Here is an 18,621-nt window from a genome sequence, read left to right as displayed (position 1 = left end):
GCGCCCCGCCCTCTCCCGCGGGGTGACAGCCGAGGTGATTGCCCCATGGGCCTGTTGCAGGAGCTCGCATCGCGGCTCGCCATCCCTGGCCTGCCGGAGTGGACGGGGTTGCTCGCCCTGCTTCTCCTCCTGCTCGCCGGCCTTGCCTATCTGCTGATGCCCTTCAGCGTCTTCGGGCTGAAGGGCCGGCTCGATTCGATCGAGGCGCAGCTCGACGAGATCCAGGCCGAGATCCGCAGCCTGTCGCTGCAGCTCTCCGGCGCGCCGCGCCGGGCCGCGGCCGATGACTGGGTGGACCTGCCCGGCCGCAGCCGGGCGGTGGAGGAGGCGCCGCGCGTCTCGCCCCCCGTCCCGCCGCCGCCCGCCTGGCCGGAGAGCCCGCGCGGCGGCCGCGCCGAGCCGCGGCTGGACTGGCCGGGCGACCGCCGGCGCTGAGGCCCCCCGGCGGGCCGCGGCCATGCCTGCCTTGCCCCGGCCGCGCCGGCAGGGTTGAGTGCCCGGTATTGGGAGGATCGGCTCGCATGCGCGTCAGCGTCATCCAGATGAACCAGGGCTCGGACAAGGCGGCGAATCTCGACCAGGCGCGCCGCCTGATCGAGGCGGCGGTCGAGGCCGACCGGCCGAACCTCGTCACCCTGCCCGAGACCTGGACCAATCTGGGCGGCGGGCGGGACAGCCGGCGCGCGGCGGCGGAGATTTTGCCGCCCGAGGGCTCCGGCGAGCCGGGCGGGCCGGCCTATGAGCTGTTGCGCGGCCTCGCCCGGACCCATGGCATCCATGTCCATGGCGGCTCGATCATCGAGGATGGCGGGGAGAAGCTGTTCAACACAACCCTTGTCTTCGACCCCGAGGGTCGGGAGATCGCCCGCTACCGCAAGATCCACCTTTTCGACATCACCGGCCCGGACGGCACCGGCTATCGCGAGAGCGCGCTCTACGGCGCGGGCGACCGGCTTGTGACCTTCGATGCGGGCGGCATCACCTTCGGCTGCACCATCTGCTACGACATCCGCTTCGCCGAGCAGTACCTGGCGCTGCGCAGACTGGGGGCAGAGGCGATCTTCGTGCCCTCCAACTTCACGCTCCAGACCGGCAAGGACCATTGGGAGGTCCTGATGCGGGCGCGGGCGATCGAGAGCCAGTGCTGGATCCTCGCCGCCGCCTCCTCCGGCCAGTATGAGGAGCGGGGGGCGGCGCGCTCGGTCTATGGCCATTCGCTGGTGGCCGACCCTTGGGGGCATGTGGTGGCCAAGGTCTCGGACGGCATCGGCTGGGCGACGGCGCGGATCGACCGGGCGGTGACGGCGCGGGTGCGGCGGGACATGCCGGTGCTGGAGCATCGCGCCGCGAGGCGCGTGGATCTCGATGGCGCCGCGAGGCGCGTGGATCCCGATGCTGCCGCCAGGCGTGTGGATCCCGATGGCGCCGCCCGGCGCGTGGATCCCGATGCTGCCGCCCGGCGCGTGGATCCCGATCGCGCTGGCAGGCCGGTCGCGCCGTGAGCGCCGCGTGAACGACATCACCCCCCTGCCCTTTCCGCAGCCCGCGCCGCTGCGGCCCGAGGATGTCCGCGGCCGCATCGCCTTCCACGCGGCGGCGACGCAGGTGGCGCGCGCCGCCAAGGCAAGGCTGGTGGCGCGCTACGGGGAGGTGCCGACGGAGCAGGCGGCGGCCATCGTCTCGCTCGGCGGCGATGGCTGCATGCTGGAGACGCAGCACCGCTGGCTCGGCCACAACATCCCGGTCTATGGGATGAATTGCGGCAGCGTCGGCTTCCTGATGAACGAGTTCCGGGAGGACGGGCTGGAGGAGCGGCTGGCCGCGGCGCAGGCCGCCGTGCTGCACCCCTTGCGCATGCGCGCCAGCACCGAGATCGGCGGCGTCGCCGAGGCGCTGGCGATCAACGAGGTCTCCCTGCTGCGGGAGACGCGCCAGGCCGCCAAGGTGCGCATCCTGGTGGATGGCAAGGTACGGCTGCCGGAGTTGATCTGCGATGGCGTGCTGGTCTCCACCCCGGCGGGGAGCACCGCCTACAACCTCTCGGCGCATGGGCCGATCGTGCCGCTGGGCGCCAACCTGCTGCCGCTGACCCCGATCTCCGCCTTCCGCCCGCGGCGCTGGCGCGGCGCGCTGCTGCCGGGGGAGGCTGAGGTGGTGTTCGAGATCCTGGAGGCAGAGAAGCGGCCGGTCGCGGCCGTGGCCGACTATACCGAGGTGCGCGATGTCCGCCGGGTGGAGGTGCGGGAGGACCGGGGGGTGAGCCTGACCCTGCTCTTCGACCCGGACCATGGGCTGTCCGAGCGAATCATCGCGGAACAGTTTACCGTCTGATCACTGGCTATGACGTCCCGACCTGCGGCCCGCGGACCGGGCCGAGCGCGCGAAGGCATGCCACGGCAAGGGCCGCGAAACCAAGGCCCGGAGGGCCGCCGGCGTTTGAGGCATGACAACATGCGCCAGCATGTCATGAGCGAGGCATGAGGCCTGGCCATACGGGCTCGCCCCATGCCCCTTCCAGACCGGCAGGCCCCTTTATGCGGACCGCCATCCCTTGAGCTGGTCCGCCGATACCCGCCTCCTCCTCTGCATCGCCATCGGGCAGACCATCGGCTGGGGCACCCTCTTCTCCGTCTTCCCGCTCTTCGGCGCGCCGATGGAGGCGGAACTCGGCTGGTCGCGGGCGGAGATCAATGCCGGGCTGACCCTCGCCCTGCTCGTCTCCGGCCTCGCCGCCGTTCCCGTCGGGCAGCATGTGGACCGGCATGGCGGGCGGCGGATGCTGGCCTGGGGTGCCTGGCTCGGCGCGGCGCTGCTGGCGCTGTGGTCGGCCACGGAGAGCCTCCTGCTGTACTGGGCGCTCTGGGCCGGCATGGGGCTGGCGCAGGCCGCGGCGCTCTGGGGGCCGGCCATGGCGGTGGTGGTGACCGCGGCGCGTGATCCGAACCGAACCATCACCGGCATCACCTTCATCACCGGCTTCACCGGCACCGTCTTCGTCCCGCTCGGCGCCGCACTGATCGCGGGCCTGGGCTGGCGCGGGGCGCTGCTGGCGCTGGCCGCCCTGCAGGTGATCCCCGGCCTGCTCGCCCTCTGGCTGCTGCCGGCGGCACCGCCGCGCGCGGCCACCGCCACGCAGGGCGGCTTCAGCCTGCGCGCGGCGGTGCGGCGGCCGGCCTTCCTCGGCCTCGCCGCCTGCTTCGCGGCGCATGCCTTCATCGGCATCGGCCTGGGCGCCCATGCCATCCCGCTGCTGCGGGAGCGCGGGCTGCCCGAGGCCTCGGTCCTGCTGGTCGTCGCGCTGCACGGCCCCTTCCAGGTGGCGGCGCGGCTGGTGCTGTTCTCCCTTGGCGGGCGGGTGACCATGCGCGGCGTCGGGCGGCTGGCGACCCTGCTGACGCCCTTCGGCATGCTGGTCCTGGCGCTGGCGCCGCCGGATCTCGGCTGGCTGGTGCTCTACGCCCTGTGCTGGGCGATCGCGGATGGGCTGATGACCATCGTGCGCGCCGCAGGCGTCGCCGAGATCCTGGGGCGCGAGGGCTATGGCACCATCACCGGCGCGCTGAGCGTGGCGACCGTGCTGCCGCGGACCGCCGCGCCGGTGCTGATCGCGCTGATCTGGGAAGGCGCGGGCGGCTACGGGCCGGTGCCCTGGCTGCTGGCCGGGCTTGCGCTGCTCGGCGCGGCGGCCTTCCTGGCGGCGGCGCGGGCGCGCTGAGCCCTGCCGGTCAGCACCGATCGCGCGGCAAGGCGTCCGGAACCCTGAAGAGGACCGCGGATGGGCGGGCGCCGGTCCTGGACCGGGCCCATCCGGATGCCTGTGGCCGGCTGTGTTCAGGCCGACCGGCGGAAGTCCTGACCTGGAGCCGCCTTTGGCGGCTGAGGCCGCGGCGGGTTCCCCTTGAGGTTGCTGCGCAACGTCGATGGGGTCCCTGAATGCGGCCCGCGGCCCAGGCCGCGGTGCAGAGCCGCCGTCACCGCGTGCGGGCATCCTCACGGATGCTGCCGCCCAGCGAACCGCCGAGATAGGGTCCGCTCGTCCCGCCGCCGGCACAGGCGGCGAGCGCGAGCAGCAGCAGCACGGCCCCCGCCCGCCTCATGCCGCGTCGTTCAGGTGGCAGGCGCTGCGATGGCCGGGCGCGATCTCCCTCAGCGCCGGCCTCTCGGCCTTGCAGCGCTCCATCGCGAAGGGGCAGCGCGGATGGAAATGGCAGCCGGAGGGCGGGTTCAGCGGCGAGGGGATCTCGCCCTTCACCCCGGCGAAGGCGCGCTTGCGCGCCTCGATCCGCGGGACTTCCGCCAGCAGCGCCCGGGTATAGGGGTGGTTCGGCCGGGCGAAGACCTCCTCGGCCGGCGCCTCCTCCACCACCCGGCCGAGATACATGATCACCACGCGGTCGGAGAGATGCTCCACCACACCGAGATCATGCGAGATGAAGAGGTAGGTGAGGTCGAGCTCCCGCCGCAGCTTCATGAAGAGGTTCAGGATCTGCGCCTGGATGGAGACGTCGAGCGCCGCCACCGCCTCGTCGCAGACCAGGAAGTCCGGCTGTACCGCGAGCGCCCGGGCGATGCCGATGCGCTGGCGCTGGCCGCCCGAGAACTGGTGGGGATAGCGGCGCTTCAGCGCGGGATCGAGCCCGGCGCGGCGCAGCTGTTCATCCACATAGGTCTCCAGCCCGCCGCGCGGCACCAGGCCGTGGACCTGCGGCGCCTCGCCGACGATCTCCTGCACCTGCAGCCGCGGGTTCAGCGAGGCATAGGGGTCCTGGAAGATCATCTGCGTGCGCAGCTTCGCCTGCCGCGCCTCGGCCGCCGAGAGGGACTTCAGGTCGCGCCCGTGCCAGAGCACCGTGCCCGCGCTCGGCGGCATGATGCCGGCCACCATGCGGCCGAGGGTCGATTTGCCGCAGCCGCTCTCGCCGACCAGCCCGACCACCTCGCCCTTGCGGACCTGAAGGTCCACGCCGTCCACGGCATGGACCACATCCTCCCGCACCTTCGCGCCGAGCTTCTTGGCCAGCTTGCCGGCGAAATCGAGCGAGGTGGCGAAGCGCTTGGAGATGCCGCGCAGCTCGATGATCGGCGTGCCGGCCTGCGCCGCGGCGCGCGGCGGATCGAGGACCTCGCTCATGCCGCGACCGCCTCCTCATAGGGGTGGATGCAGCGGGCATGGCGCCCGGGGCGGTACTCGGCCATCGGCGGCGGCTCGGCGCAGCGGGCCTCGGCACGCGGGCAGCGGGCGCGGAAGGCGCAGCCGGCGGGCAGGTTGAGCAGGCTGGGCGTCATGCCGGGAATCTGCCGCAGCGGCTCGCCCCGCTTGTTGCGGCTGGGCACGCTGCCGATGAGGCCGACCGTATAGGGGTGCAACGGCTGGTCCAGCACCTGCGTGACCGGCCCCTGCTCCACCACCTTGCCGGCATACATCACCGCGATGTCGTCGGCGAGGCCGGCGACGACCGAGAGGTCATGGGTGATCCAGATCAGCGCCGTGCCGAAATCGGCGCAGAGCTTCTGCGCCTCGGCCAGGATCTGCCCCTGGATGGTGACGTCGAGCGCCGTGGTCGGCTCATCCGCCACGATCAGGTCCGGCTTGTGCAGCAGGGCGATGGCGATGGCCACGCGCTGGCGCATGCCGCCGGAGAACTGGTGCGGGTAGGCGCGCAGCCGCTCCTCCGGGCTCGGGATGCCGACCTGGCCGAGCGCGTCGCGCGCGCGCTGCCGCGCCTCCTCCCGGCTCACCTTCTCATGCGCCAGCACCGTCTCGATCATCTGGGTGTCGATGCGCAGAACGGGGTTCAGCGTCATCATCGGGTCCTGGAAGATCATGGCGATGCGGTTGCCGCGGAGCTGGCGCATCGCCTCCTCCGACAGGCCCGCCAGGTCCTGGCCCTTGAACAGGATCTGCCCGCCGGCGATGCGGCCGGGCGGATCGACCAGGCCGAGGATCGAGAAGCCGGTGACCGACTTGCCCGAGCCGCTCTCCCCCACCAGCCCCAGCACCTTGCCGCGGTCCACGGTGAAGGAGACATCGTCCACCGCCTTCACCACGCCGGCGCGGGTGAAGAAGTGGGTGCGCAGGTTCCTCACCTGCAGGGTGGGGGGGGTCACTTCTTCAGCCTCGGGTTCAGCACGTCCCGCAACTGGTCGCCGACCAGGTTGATGGAGACGATGGTGACGAGCAGGGCGATGCCGGGATAGAAGCTGATCCAGTACTTCCCGCTCAGCATGTACTCATACCCGTTGGCGATCAGCAGGCCGAGCGAGGGCTCGGTGATCGGCACACCGAGGCCGAGGAAGGAGAGCGTCGCTTCCAGCGCGATGGCGCGGGCGATCTGCATGGTGCCGACGACGATCAGCGGCGGCAGGCAGTTCGGCAGCAGGTGGCGGAAGATGATGCGGTGCGTCGGCAAGGCCAGGCACTGCGCCGCCTCGATATATTCCCGCCGGCGCTCGACCAGCGCGGTCCCGCGCACGGTGCGGGCGTAATAGGCCCATTCGACCACCACGAGCGCGATGACGACATTGAGGATGCCCTTGCCGAGGAAGGCGAGGATCATCAGCGCGGCCAGGATCGCCGGGAAGGAGAGCTGGAGATCGACCAGCCGCATGATGAGGCTGTCGGTCCGCCCGCCGGCATAGGCCGCCAGCATCCCCAGCGAGGCGCCGACGAGGCAGGCGAGGATCGCCGAGCCGGCGCCGACGGTGAGCGAGATGCGCAACCCGTAGATGATGCCGGAGAGCATGTCCCGCCCCTGGTCATCCGTGCCGAGCCAGTGGGTGATGCCCGAGCCGCCGACGCTCCCCGGCTCCAGCCGCCCGTCCATGATGTCGAGCTGGGCGAGGTCGTAGGGGTTCTGCGGCGCGATCCAGGGCGCGAGGATGGCCACCAGCGCGATGATCGCGAAGACCACCAGCCCGAGGAGGGCGAGGCGGGATTCGGCGAATTCCGAGACGAAGCGCCGGAAGGGCGTCTCCACCCGCGCCGCCGCCGCGGCGGGCGGGGCGCCGGCCGTGGTGCTGCTCATGCCTTGCCCTCCAGCCGGACGCGGGGATCGAGCAGGGAATAGGTGATGTCCACGATCAGGTTGATGGTGATGAACATCAGCACGATGATCATGAGATAGGCGACCATCACCGGCCGATCGAGCACGTTGATGCTGTCGATGATCAGCTTGCCCATGCCCGGCCAGGCGAAGACGCTCTCGGTGACGACCGAGAAGGCGATGGTTCCGCCGAATTCCAGCCCGACCACGGTCACCACCGGGATCAGGATGTTCTTGAAGACATGCACCATGGTGATGCGCGTGGGGCTCAGCCCCTTGGCGCGGGCGAATTTCACGTAGTCCATCAGCATCGTCTCCCGCACGCCGGCGCGCGTGAGGCGGATGACGAGGCTGATCTTGAAGAGGCTGAGATTGATCGCCGGCATCACCATATGCGCCAGGCCGTTGGCGGTCAGGAAGCTCCAGCGCATGCCGAGCACCTCCACCGTCTCCCCCCGGCCGGTGCTGGGCAGCCAGCCGAGCTGGACCGCGAAGACCATGATGAGCATCAGCCCGACCCAGAAGGTCGGCAGCGAGAAGCCGAGGATGCTGCCGGCCATGATGCCCTTCGAGAGGGTCGAGTTCGGCCGCAGCCCGGCATAGAGGCCGAGCGGCAGGCCGATGATCAGCGCCGCGACGGTCGCGCCGACGGCCAGTTCCAGCGTCGCCGGCATGCGCTGCAGGATCAGCTGCAGCGCGGGTTCATTGAAGACGAAGCTGCGGCCGAGATCGCCCCGCAGCGCATTGCCGAGGAAGACCAGGTATTGCTGCCAGAGCGGCAGGTCGAGGCCGAGGGCCTGGATGGCCCGCTCGCGCTCGATCTGGTCGGCTTCCGGGCTGATCAGGATCTCGACCGGGTCGCCGATCGCGTAGACGCCCAGGAAGACCAACAGCGACATGGCCAGCACCACGGCCGCCGCCTGGATCAGGCGGCGGAGGAGGAAGACGGTCATCGCGTCGCGCCGCCGCCGGCCGGGCGGACATCCTGCGCCCGGGTCAGCTCGTCGGCGCGGGCGTCATGCGCGAAGCCGCGGCGCATCGCCCAGGTGTTCTTCTGGATGTGCAGCGGGAGGATGCCGACATCCTCGAAGACGATGCGGGTCGCCTGCTGCAGCAGCGCCTCCCGCTTCGCGTCGTCCAGTTCCCGCATCGCGGCATCCAGCACGCGGTCCACCTCCGGGTTGGAGTAGCGGCCGCGGTTGGAGGCGCCATAGCCCTTGTCCCGGTCGAAGCTGGCGGTGAGGTTGCGCAGCGGGTTGGAAGCCTCGCCCGAGGAGGTGCCCCAGCCGATCAGGAAGGAGGAGAGTTCCTGCCGCCCGGCCCGCGCCACGAAGGTGGTCCAGGGCTGCGCCTCCACCTGCGTGCGCACGCCGATGCGCGTCCACATCTGGCCGACCGCCTGGATGATGCGGGAATCGTTGGGATAGCGGTCGTTCGGGCCGTGCAGCGTGATGCGGAAGCCCTGGGGGAAGCCGGCTTCCGCCAGCAGCTTCCGCGCGCCCTCCGCATCCGCGCGCGGCGCGGCGAGGCCCGGCACGGAGCCGAAGGCGCCTTCCGGCAGGAATTGCCCGGCCGGAATGGCCGCGCCTTCCATGATGCGCTCCACGATCGCCCCGCGGTCGATGGCGAGCGACAGGGCGCGCCGCACCCGCGCATCCTTCAGCGGGTTCTGCGGGATCGGCCTGCCGTCATTGTCGGTGACGAAGGGCGAGGCCTCGGTCCGCGAATGGTCGAAGGACAGGTAGATCAGCCGGAGGCCGGTGATCTCGGACAGCGCCAGGCGCTGGTCGGCCCGCAGCTTGGCCAGGTCGCTCGTCGGCACCTGGTCGATGAAGTCCACATCCCCCGCCAGCAGCGCCGCGGTGCGCGCCGCGTCATTGGTGATCATGCGGTAGTTCACGCGCTGCCAGTGCGGCTTCTGGCCCCAATAGGCGTCGTTCCGCTCAAACTCGATCCGGTCGCCGTTGCGGTGGCTGACCATGCGGAAGGGCCCGGTGCCGACCGCCATCGGGCCGGCATTGAAGCCCTCGGTCGTCGCATTCGCATGCGTCTCCCGGTCGAGGATCATGACATTGGCCAGATCCGTCGGCATCAGCGGGTAGGGCGTGGCGGTCTTCAGCCGCAGGGTGTGGCTGTCCACGATCTCCACCTGCCGGATCGGGCGGGTGTAGATGCCATAGGAGGAAGGCGAGTTCGGGACATTGGGGACGCGCTGGAAGGTGAAGGCGACGTCCTCGGCGGTGAACTCGCTGCCATTGTGGAAGCGCACGCCGCGCCGCAGCCTGAACTCCCAGGTCGTCTCGTCGATCGCCTGCCAGCTCTCGGCCAGATCCGGGATCACGCGGGCATTGCCGTCGGTGCTCGTCAGCCCGTCGAAGATCATGTGGCCGACGGCGATATTGGGCGAGAGCTGATGGTAGTGCGGGTCGATCGAGGTAACCGGCGCGCCGACACCCATCGTCAGGGTCTGGGCGCGGCCTTCCGCGCCCGCGGTCAGCGAACATGCCAACACCGCGGCGCATTGCACCGCACGAATACCCCAGCCCATTGCTGTCTCCAGAAGCCCCGGTTTCCCCCCGTTTAGCAGCCAGCCCATGGGGCGACCAGCCGCCCGGCTGCCTTCGGAACGGGACGGCATCATCCCGCCGCCCCCCTCCTCACGAAGCCTGCGCCAGCCCCCGGCCGAATGGCAGCCAAGGCTGCGCGAGCGGGGCATTTGGCGCGCCGCCATGCCGCGGCTAGCTTGAGTCGCGTGAAGGAGACCACTGATGCCGATGCGACGAACCGTCCTGCCCTGCACCATTCTCGCCGCCCTTGCCCTGGCCGGCCCCGCCGCCGCCCAGCGCGGGACGGAGGTGCTGAACATCGGCATCGGCGGCTCGGTCACCTCGGTCGACCCGCATTTCTACAACGCCTCGCCCAACAACAGCCTTTCGATGCACATCTTCGACCGGCTGGTGGAGCGGGACGCCTTGGCGCAGCCCTATCCGGGCCTGGCCGAGAGCTGGCGCGTGGTCTCCGACACCGTCTGGGAGTTCAGGCTGCGCCCCGGCATCACATGGCATGACGGCCGGGACTTCACCGCCGAGGACGTCGCCTTCACCATCCGGCGCGCGCCCAATGTCCCCGGCAGCCCGGGCGGCTTCGGCGGCTTCCTCCGCGCCATCGAGCGCGTGGAGGTGGTGGATCCGCTGACGGTGCGCTTCCACACCGCCAAGCCGCACCCCCTGCTGCCGACCGAGCTCGCCTCGGTCGCCATCATCGCCCGGCACGCCGCCGAGGGCGCCGCGACCGAGGACTACAACAGCGGCAAGGCCGCGATCGGCACCGGCCCCTACCGTTTCGTCGGCTACCGCCCCGGCGACCGGACGGAGCTGGCGCGCAACGAGGGTTATTTCCGCGGCGCCGAGCCCTGGGCGCGGGTGAACTACCGCTTCATCGGCAATGACGGCGCCCGCACCGCCGCGCTGCTGGCCGGCGATGTCGATGTGATCGACCAGGTGCCCTCGACCGACCTCGCCCGGCTGAAGCGGGACAACAAGGTCACGGTCTCCGAGGTGCAGGGCCTCAGGCTGATCTATCTGGTGATGGACCATTCGCGGCGGGGCGAGGTGCCCTTCGTCAGCGACAATGACGGCAAGCCGATGGCGACGAATCCCTTCCTCGACCTGCGCGTGCGCCGCGCCCTTTCCATGGCCATCAACCGCCAGGCCCTGGCGGAGCGGGTGATGGAGGGCACCGCCCAGCCGACCGGACAATGGCTGCCGGAGGGCACCTTCGGCTACAACCCCGATGTCAGGCCGCCCGCCCATGACCCGGAGGGCGCGAGGAAGCTGCTGGCCGAGGCCGGCTTCCCGCAGGGCTTCCGGATGACCCTGCACAGCCCGAACGACCGCTACCCGAACGACAGCAAGGCAGCGCAGGCGGTAGCGCAGATGTTCAGCCGCATCGGCATCCGGACGGAGGTGGAGGCGGTGCCCTGGGCGAGCTTCTCGCAGCGCTCCAACCGCCAGGACTACGCCATCCGCCTCTCCGGCTGGGGCAGCGTGACGGGCGAGGCGAGCTATGCGCTGGTCAATATCCTCGGCACCTTCGACCGCGAGAAGCGGACGGGCGCGAGCAACAGCGGCCGCTATTCCAACCCCGACCTCGATGCGCTGACCGAGCGGGCGGCGGCGACGATCGACGACGCCACGCGCGAGAGGCTGCTGCGGGAGGCGGTGAAGCTCGCCATGGATGAGGTCGCCATCATCCCGCTCTTCCAACTCGTCAACAGCTGGGGCCTGAAGCGCGGCCTGCGCTACGAGGCGCGGATGGACGAGCGCACGACGGCGATGGCGACGCGGCCGGCGAACTGACCGGCGCGGGAGGCGGCCGCCGGGCCGCCTCTCCCCGTCCCGGCTGCAGCGGATTGCGTTCGCAATTGAAGGCCATTCCGTTGCGGCGCCTGGTTTATCCGGGCGGATTCGGCCGCCCGGCCAACCGCGGGCTGCCGCGATCCGCCCTACTCCTCCGGATCGGCCGGCGCCACGGGCAGGATCGAGGTCTCCTTCACCGTGGTGATCGCCAACAGCGTCTCGATCCGCTGCACGCCGGGCAGGGTGCGCAATTCCTCGTTCAGGAAGGTGTCGAGCGCGCCGAGATCGGCGAGGCGGAGCTTCAGCAGATAGGTCCAGGCGCCGGTCACTGCGTGGCATTCCAGCACCGCCTCGTGCCGCCGCATGGCCTTGCGGAAGCCGAGATCCTCCCGCCCGGGCGCGACCGCGGCCAGCACATGCGCCAGCAGCGGGCAGCCCGCCTGCGCCGGGTCGAGATCCGCGCGCCAGCCGCGGATCACCCCCCGCTCCTCCAGGCGCTTCACCCGCTCGGCGGTGGCGGAGACGGAGAGGCCCGCGACCTTGGCCAGTTCGGCAAGCCCCGCGCTGCCGTCGAGCTGCAGGGCGACGGTCAGGTTCCGGTCAATCTCATCCATGGCGGGAGCTTATGCGCCCGCGCCACGCTTGTGAACGGAAGGATTTTTGTGCGGCGCGGCGATCCCCGTGGCGCCGGTCGTCATTCCCGCCGGCATGGATCCTGGCCTGCAGCCGCCACCGGCGGCTGGGGCCGCGACGGGTTCCCATCGGCCTTGCTGCGCAACGTCGATGGGGTCCCGGAATGCGGCCCGCGGCCACTGCCGCGCAGCCAGGTCGTCGCCAGTGTCTGAGGCCGCATGAATGTGGCGGCATTCATGCGGGACAGGATCAGACGTAATGCTCGGCCAGAGGGCGGAAGCCGTTGAAGGACTGGCTCGCATAGCTCGTCACATAGGCGCCGGTCGCAAGCAGCTCGACCCGGTCGCCGCAGTCCAGCGCCAGCGGCAGGCGGTAGTTGGACTTCTCATAGAGCGTGTCCGTGCTGTCGCAGGTCGGGCCGGCGATGGTCACCGGGCCATCCGCCGTGCCGTCATGCGGCGTGCGGAAGGCATATTTGATGGCCTCGCCCTCGGTTTCCGCCAGGCCGCCGAAGCGCCCGATGTCCAGGTACACCCAGCGCACCGGATCGTCCTTCGCCTTGCGGGAGACGAGCACGACCTCCGAGCTGACCACGCCGGCATCGCCGACGATGAAGCGGCCCGGCTCGATGACGATCTCCGGCAGGGCATTGCCGAAATGCTCCGCCATGGCGCCCATGATGGCGGCGCCGAAATCGTCGATCTCCGGCACCTCCTGCCGGTAGCGCACGGGATAGCCGCCGCCGAGATTGACCATGCGCAGGTTCACCCCGGCCTCCTTGAGGTCGGTGAACAGCATGGCGACGCGGCCGATCGCGGCCTCATAGGCCGCGGTCTTGGTCTGCTGGCTGCCGACATGGAAGGAGATGCCGTAGGGGTCGAGGCCGAGCTCGCCCGCCTGCACCATCAGCTCCTTCGCCATCTCGATCTCGCAGCCGAACTTGCGCGACAGCGGCCATTCCGCGCCGTCATTGCCGACCAGGATGCGGCAATAGACGCGCGCGCCCGGGGCGCTGCGGGCCAGCTTCCTCAGCTCCGCCTCGGAATCGAAGGCATACATGCGCACGCCGGCCGCATAGGCCGTGCGGATGGCGCTCTCCTTCTTCACCGTGTTGCCGAAGGAGATGGCCTCCGGCCGCGCGCCGGCGGCGAGGCAGGCCTCGACCTCCTCGAGGCTCGCGGCATCGAAGGAGGAGCCGAGGCCGGTCAGGCGCTCCAGGATCGGGGCGGCAGGGTTCGCCTTCACGGCGTAGTAGATGCGCGCCAGCGGCATCGCCGCGATCAGGCGGCGGTAATTCTCCTCCACGCGATCGACATCGAGGACGAGGCACGGGGTAGCCGGCGCGACATCGCGCAGATAGCGGGCGACCTTCGGGGTCATGCCATACCCTCTCCAAATATCGAGGACCGCCCCCACTGCCAGGGAACGGCGGCCCCAAGTTGACGAAACGGTCGAACGAACCAGCGACCAAGTGAGCCGCCCGGATCGCCTCCCTTGCGGGGCGGGCCAGGCGGGGTTGCCAGAACGCTTGACGTCGTTGCGTAAACCTTGCGCCGCGGTGATCCCTATGCTGGCGCCGTTGTGGAGGGGCGCCGGAATTCCGTGGGCCTGGGGCCAGAGGCACGTGCGTACTGCGTCTGGGCGCGCGTATAGGCCCCGCCCCTGCCCCTGCAAAGCGGAAAATCGACCCTGGCCGGATTTTTTTCCAGCAAGCCGGGCCGGCGGCCGGAAACTCCCTGGGAACCCTTGCCGGACTCAGGGTGAATACCGCGCCGGGGCCCGAATCGGCCGGGAATCCAACGGCCAGCCCTCGTTCCTCCGGATGTGGAGGAGCGGCCGCCCTTGAAGAAGGCCGCTCCGCGCGCGCCCCTGGCCGCGGGGCGGCGCGGGCTGCCGGGCCTTCAGGCCCACCCCGGCGGCCGGCACACGGCCGCCCGGTCGCTACGGATCGGCCCTCAGCCGACCGTCACCCGCGCCGTGGCGCGGGCGCTGCGGCCCCGCTCATCGGTCCAGAGGAACTCGAACTCCCCCGTCCGCTCCATCCGCACATGGAAGACGTGGTACGGGTTCGCCGAGGTGCCGTTGCCGAGATCGGCGGCGAAGACCGTCTCCCCGTTCAGCCGCACCACCAGCCGGTTCAGCATGTCGCGCGGCACCGCACCCTCGCTGCGGCCGCGGATGCCGCTCTCCATCGGGTGCTCGATCAGGGTGCGGATCTCGATTGCCTCGCCGGGACGGGCGGAGCGGGGGATGCGGATGCGGGGTTGCTGGAGCGCGCTCATGGCCTCACCCGATGCAGCCGCCGGTGACGACGCGGGTCTCGGCGGCAGCGCGCCGCACCCTGCCATCGGACAGGACGGCCAGCGCCACCACCTGCTGGTCCTCCGCCAGGCGGATGCGGGTCTGCACCTCCGCCCGCGCCAGCGCCGGCGTCAGGTGGAAGCTGGCGATGCCGGGCGTCGGGTTGCGGGTCGCCAGCAGGTGGATGCGCACCACATGCTCGGCCGGCGTCATCGGGCTCTCCACCGCGACCGTCAGCGGCACCTGGCCGCCATTCTCGGCCGTGGCGGGCAGGCGCAGCGCGATGCCCCCCTCCTCCGGCTGCGCCTCGCCGATCAGCTCGCGCATCGCCGCCTCCAGCGAGGGCGTAGCCCGTGCGCCGAAGGGCAGCGCCGCGAGCGTCAGCAGCAGGGGCCGGCGGGCGATCCTCATCCGAACATGTCCCGGGTGATGCTGGCATACCAGGTGTCGGCATGGATCGCCTCCAACCGGCGCTGCTCCGGCAGGTCGCCGCGGGGGGAGACGCCGCCCGAATTGGGCACTTCGACGAAGCCGCCCGCGCCGGGGCGGAAGATGCCGACGATGCTGATGCCGTAGTCTTCCCCGACATGGCTGTAGCAGGTGTTGAAGTACACCGCCTCGGGCGGCGCTTCCCCGCGCAGGGCCGCGACCGCGCTGGCGACCGCCTGCTTCGCGGTGTTGTTGGCGATGTAGCCGGATTTCGGCATGGGCGCCCCGTTCATCGCATCGCCCACGATATGGATATCGGGCGCCGCCTTCGAGGCGAAGCTCCGCGGATCCACCTCCGCCCAGCCGGTCTGGGCGGCAAGCCCGCTCCCGAGCACGATCCGCGCCGCCGATTGCGGCGGGATGACATTGCCCACATCCAGCCTGTGGCGCTCGCCGAACTCGGTCTCGAACACCTTCGCCGCCGGGTCGACGCGCGCCACCTTGCCGTCCCGGCTGGCCGGCACCCATTCGACCATGTCGCCGTACAGCGCCTTCCAGCCATCCTGGAACAGGCCCTGCTTGCTGAAGGCGTCCTTGGCGTCGAGCGCAAGGATCTTGGAACGCGGCTTGTGGCGCCTGAGATAGGCCGCGACCATGCTGATCCGCTCATAGGGGCCGGGCGGGCAGCGGAAGGGGTTGGGCGGGATGCTGAACCCGACCACGCCGCCATCCGGCATCGCCTCCAGCTGCCGGCGCAGCAGCAGGGTCTGGCTGCCATCCCCGGGCACCCAGGCATGCGGGAAGACCTCCGCCGCGGCCTCGTCATAGCCGGGCAGGGCACCGAAGCGGATGGCGATGCCGGGCGAGAGGATCAGCTTGTCATAGGACAGCGTCTCGCCGCCGCGCAGCCGGACCCGCTTCGCACCGGCATCGATGCCCTCCGCCCAGTCGTGCAGGATGCGGATGCCGGCGGCGCGCAGCCCGTCATAGGCATGGGTGATGTCGCCGATCTGCCGGGTGCCGCCGAGCAGCAAATTTCCATAGGGACAGGTGACGAAGCGGGTCAGCGGCTCGACCAGCGTGACCTGCAGCTCCGGATAGCTGGTCCGGGCGAAGCGGGCGGCCGAGGCACCGCCGAAGCCGCCGCCGATCACCAGCAGCCGCGCCTGCCCCTGGGCGCGGGACAGGGCGGGGGCGGCCAGCGGGGATGCGATCAGGCCGAGCGTGGCGCCGAGGGCGGCGCGGCGGGTCGGGGCGTGGGTCACGATGCGCCTCCCCCTCAGCGGATCGCGGCGAAATAAGCCGCAATGGCAGCGATGTCCTGCTCGGTATAGCCCCGGGCAATGCGGTTCATGATCGTGCCCTGCCGCTGATCCGCGCGATAGGCGCGCATGATGGATTCCAGCTCCGCCGCCTCCCGGCCCGCGAGCCGCGCGCCGGAGCCGATGCCGGCACCGTTCGGGCCATGGCAGCCGAGGCAGCCCTGCGCGGCCAGCGGCGCCGGACCGGCGGCCACCGCGCCGCCTGCGGCAAACAGGCTGGTTGCCAGCAGCGCGGCGCCGAGGGGGTGGGACAGATGCATGGGTCTGCGCTCTCCACCAGGGCGGCACGGCAGCGCACCGCATCCTGTCTCGCCCGGCAGATATGTTCCGCAGTCGCTCAATGCAATATGGAAAATTCCACGCCGATCTCACGCATATTGTGGCGCCGTGCGGCGCGGCAGGCCGAGGCCGAAGAGCGGCCGCAGCCGCAGCCCCACCCAGTTGCCGAGCAGCCCGGGGATGATCCAGGCCCAGCCATGCAGGCTGCCCGAGGCGATGCCGGAGACATAGGCGCTGACATTGCAGCCGAAGGCGAGCACCGCGCCGATGCCGAGCAGCAGGCCGCCGAAGACCGAGCCCGCCACCTGCCCCGCCGGGATGCGCGAGCCCCACCGGAAGCGCCCCGCCAGCCCCGCCGCCAGCGCGGCACCAAGGATGAGGCCGAGATTCATGACGGTGGTGCGTTCGGTCGAGAGCGGCCGCAGCAGCGCCTCGGCCCGGGTCGGTTCCTCCCAATAGGTCCAGAAGACCGGCTCGTCCCAGCCGAGCCCCCCGACCGCGAGCGAGCCCCAGAGCGGAAAGGCCGAGGTGATCGCCCAGGGCCGGCCGGCCAGCGCCAGGGTGGCGAAATTCAGCAGGGCCAGGGCCAGCGCGCCCCAGGCGAGCGGCCAGGGGCCGGTCAGGAAGCTGCCGCGGCCGAGGATCGGCTCCACCCGGCCATGCCGGCGCCGCTCCAGCCTGGCCGAGCCCCAGGCGACCAGGGCAAAGACGATGAGGGCGAGGAGGATGGCCGGCCACAGGCCGAGGCTCGCGGGCAGGGAGAGGGCGGGCAGCGCCGGCCAGTCCTGCCAGAGCGCCGCCTGCCAGGCGGCGAGCGTCGCGCCGGCCACGAAGAAGAACAGGGTCAGCAGGTTGCGGATGCCGGCGCCGCCGGCGGCATAGAGCGTGCCGGAGGCGCAGCCGCCGCCGATCTGCATCCCGATGCCGAAGAGGAAGGCGCCCAGGACGAGCGCGGCGCCGGCCGGGAAGACAAAGCCGCGCACCGGCTGGCCGAGCAGCACGCCCTCCGCCAGCACCGGCTGGAACAGCAGCACGGCCAGGGCCAGCATGAGCATCTGCGCGCGCAGCCCGGCGCCGCGCCCTTCCTCCAGCAATATCCGGAAGGCGCCGGCGAAGCCGAAGGTGGCATGGTAGAGCGAGAGGCCGAGCGCCGCGCCGACCAGCCAGAGGGCGCCCAGGCGCCAGCCCTGCCCGGCCGCCAGCCAGGCCGTGCCCGCCGCCAGCAGCGATGCCGCGATCCAGGCCGCGCGGCGCGACCCACCTGCCCTCTCCATGCCCGCCCCCGAATGCGGCCCCGCATCTGCGGCGGTCCAGGGGGCGGCGCAAGGGGCGAGGAGCACCGCATCGCGTTTGGTGCGACGGGGTCGCCCCTGCCCTCCGGGACCACCCGCCAGAAAGGCCGAAAGGTCCTTGGAAACCAGGGATTCGCCGGCGAAGGCGGGGCGCTCAGTTCCGCCCGATCACCCCGGCATGCAGCGGGCTCGACGGGTCGGCGGCATATTGCCGCGGCATCCGGCCCGCCAGATAGGCCAGCCGCCCCGCCTCCACCGCCGCCTTCATGGCGCGGGCCATGCGGACGGGGTCCCGGGCATGGGCGATGGCGCTGTTCATCAGCACCGCATCGCAGCCGAGTTCCATGGCGATCGCCGCATCGCTTGCCGTGCCGACGCCGGCATCGACCAGCACCGGGACCTTGGCGTTCTCGATGATCGCCCGGATCATCACCGGGTTCTGGATGCCGAGGCCGCTGCCGATCGGGGCGCCGAGCGGCATGACCGCGACCGCGCCCATCTCCTCCAGCCGCTTGGCCGCGATCGGGTCGTCCGAGCAATAGACCATGACCTGGAAGCCGTCCTTCAGCAGCGCCTCCAGCGCCTCGAAGGTCGCGCGCATATCGGGGTAGAGGAAGGGCGGCGGGCCCAGGACCTCCAGCTTCACCAGGTTCCAGCCCCCGGCCTCCCGCGCCAGCCGCAGGGTGCGGACCGCGTCCTGCGCGGTGAAGCAGCCGGCGGTGTTGGGCAGGTAGGTGTAGCGCTTGGGGTCCACGTAATCCTGCAGCATGGGCGCCGAGGGGTCGCCGAGATTGACCCGCCGCACCGCCACGGTGACGATCTCGGCGCCCGAGGCATCGATCGCCCGGCCGGTCTCCTCGAGGTCCTTGTAGCGGCCGGTGCCGACGATCAGGCGGGAGCGGAAGCGCAGGCCGGCGACCTCCCAGCCGTCATCCTGGGCCGCCTGGGTCGGGATGGTGTCCAT

17 protein-coding genes and 1 pseudogene are annotated in these 18,621 nt (G+C 71.1%); 5 read left to right on the top strand and 13 right to left on the bottom strand.

Going from position 1 to position 18,621, the window contains the following annotated elements; all coding sequences use genetic code 11:
• Positions 1-45 precede the first annotated feature (45 nt).
• The 4 genes and pseudogenes from LHA35_RS08720 (at position 46) to LHA35_RS08705 (ending at position 3,715) form a co-directional block, all read left to right on the top strand.
• Positions 46-435: a hypothetical protein gene (locus LHA35_RS08720; protein ID WP_226607103.1), complete on the top strand. Its 390-nt coding sequence runs from the start codon at positions 46-48 to the stop codon at positions 433-435.
• An 86-nt stretch (positions 436-521) separates the two neighbouring features.
• A pseudogene (locus tag LHA35_RS08715) lies at positions 522-1,343 on the top strand (carbon-nitrogen hydrolase family protein); the annotation flags it as partial.
• A gap of 175 nt (positions 1,344-1,518) precedes the next feature.
• Positions 1,519-2,331 carry an NAD kinase gene (locus LHA35_RS08710; RefSeq protein WP_226607250.1) on the top strand — a complete coding sequence of 271 codons (813 nt, stop codon included), beginning with the start codon at positions 1,519-1,521 and terminating at the stop codon, positions 2,329-2,331.
• 220 nt (positions 2,332-2,551) lie between these two features.
• Positions 2,552-3,715 (top strand): MFS transporter, encoded by a 1,164-nt coding sequence (locus tag LHA35_RS08705; protein ID WP_226607101.1) that lies wholly within the window; start codon positions 2,552-2,554, stop codon positions 3,713-3,715.
• 378 nt (positions 3,716-4,093) lie between these two features.
• Here the strand turns inward: LHA35_RS08705 and LHA35_RS08700 are convergent, their stop codons facing one another.
• The 5 genes from LHA35_RS08700 to LHA35_RS08680 are packed head-to-tail and all read right to left on the bottom strand — an operon-like array spanning position 4,094 to position 9,591.
• Positions 4,094-5,131 carry an ABC transporter ATP-binding protein gene (locus tag LHA35_RS08700; protein ID WP_226607099.1) on the bottom strand — a complete coding sequence of 346 codons (1,038 nt, stop codon included), beginning with the start codon at positions 5,129-5,131 and terminating at the stop codon, positions 4,094-4,096.
• Complete coding sequence (locus tag LHA35_RS08695) at positions 5,128-6,108, bottom strand: ABC transporter ATP-binding protein (RefSeq protein ID WP_226607096.1); 981 nt, start codon at positions 6,106-6,108, stop codon at positions 5,128-5,130. The genes LHA35_RS08700 and LHA35_RS08695 overlap by 4 nt, the downstream gene beginning before the upstream one ends.
• Positions 6,105-7,025: an ABC transporter permease gene (locus LHA35_RS08690; protein ID WP_226607094.1), complete on the bottom strand. Its 921-nt coding sequence runs from the start codon at positions 7,023-7,025 to the stop codon at positions 6,105-6,107. The genes LHA35_RS08695 and LHA35_RS08690 overlap by 4 nt, the downstream gene beginning before the upstream one ends.
• On the bottom strand, positions 7,022-7,996 hold the full coding sequence (locus tag LHA35_RS08685; protein WP_226607092.1) for an ABC transporter permease: 975 nt from the start codon (positions 7,994-7,996) through the stop codon (positions 7,022-7,024). The genes LHA35_RS08690 and LHA35_RS08685 overlap by 4 nt, the downstream gene beginning before the upstream one ends.
• On the bottom strand, positions 7,993-9,591 hold the full coding sequence (locus tag LHA35_RS08680) for an ABC transporter substrate-binding protein (protein WP_226607090.1): 1,599 nt from the start codon (positions 9,589-9,591) through the stop codon (positions 7,993-7,995). The genes LHA35_RS08685 and LHA35_RS08680 overlap by 4 nt, the downstream gene beginning before the upstream one ends.
• Positions 9,592-9,811: 220 nt before the next feature.
• On the opposite strand from LHA35_RS08680, the gene LHA35_RS08675 reads away from it, so the two are divergent.
• Positions 9,812-11,401 (top strand): ABC transporter substrate-binding protein, encoded by a 1,590-nt coding sequence (locus LHA35_RS08675; RefSeq protein WP_226607088.1) that lies wholly within the window; start codon positions 9,812-9,814, stop codon positions 11,399-11,401.
• Between the two features lie 146 nt (positions 11,402-11,547).
• On the opposite strand, the gene LHA35_RS08670 is transcribed toward LHA35_RS08675, so the two are convergent.
• From LHA35_RS08670 to LHA35_RS08635, 8 genes are all read right to left on the bottom strand, one after another.
• The gene (locus LHA35_RS08670; protein ID WP_226607085.1) at positions 11,548-12,015 is read right to left on the bottom strand and encodes an Lrp/AsnC family transcriptional regulator; all 468 of its coding nucleotides are present in this window, start codon (positions 12,013-12,015) and stop codon (positions 11,548-11,550) included.
• A gap of 268 nt (positions 12,016-12,283) precedes the next feature.
• The gene (locus LHA35_RS08665; protein ID WP_226607083.1) at positions 12,284-13,414 is read right to left on the bottom strand and encodes a type III PLP-dependent enzyme; all 1,131 of its coding nucleotides are present in this window, start codon (positions 13,412-13,414) and stop codon (positions 12,284-12,286) included.
• A 575-nt stretch (positions 13,415-13,989) separates the two neighbouring features.
• Complete coding sequence (gene soxZ / locus LHA35_RS08660; protein ID WP_226607080.1) at positions 13,990-14,316, bottom strand: thiosulfate oxidation carrier complex protein SoxZ; 327 nt, start codon at positions 14,314-14,316, stop codon at positions 13,990-13,992.
• Between the two features lie 4 nt (positions 14,317-14,320).
• Positions 14,321-14,746, bottom strand: a complete 426-nt coding sequence (locus tag LHA35_RS08655) for a thiosulfate oxidation carrier protein SoxY (protein WP_226607078.1) — start codon at positions 14,744-14,746, stop codon at positions 14,321-14,323.
• Positions 14,743-16,029 (bottom strand): FCSD flavin-binding domain-containing protein, encoded by a 1,287-nt coding sequence (locus LHA35_RS08650; protein WP_226607075.1) that lies wholly within the window; start codon positions 16,027-16,029, stop codon positions 14,743-14,745. The genes LHA35_RS08655 and LHA35_RS08650 overlap by 4 nt, the downstream gene beginning before the upstream one ends.
• Before the next feature lie 14 nt (positions 16,030-16,043).
• Positions 16,044-16,346 carry a c-type cytochrome gene (locus LHA35_RS08645; protein ID WP_226607072.1) on the bottom strand — a complete coding sequence of 101 codons (303 nt, stop codon included), beginning with the start codon at positions 16,344-16,346 and terminating at the stop codon, positions 16,044-16,046.
• A gap of 108 nt (positions 16,347-16,454) precedes the next feature.
• A complete protein-coding gene (locus tag LHA35_RS08640; RefSeq protein ID WP_226607070.1) occupies positions 16,455-17,639 on the bottom strand; it encodes a YeeE/YedE thiosulfate transporter family protein in 1,185 nt (394 codons plus the stop codon).
• A gap of 172 nt (positions 17,640-17,811) precedes the next feature.
• A complete protein-coding gene (locus LHA35_RS08635) occupies positions 17,812-18,621 on the bottom strand; it encodes a thiazole synthase (protein ID WP_226607067.1) in 810 nt (269 codons plus the stop codon).

This window comes from Roseicella aerolata (assembly GCF_020523605.1).
GTDB lineage: Bacteria > Pseudomonadota > Alphaproteobacteria > Acetobacterales > Acetobacteraceae > Paracraurococcus > Paracraurococcus aerolatus.
Note: the sequence above shows the minus strand (reverse complement) of the source record. Positions and strands in the feature narration are given on the sequence as shown.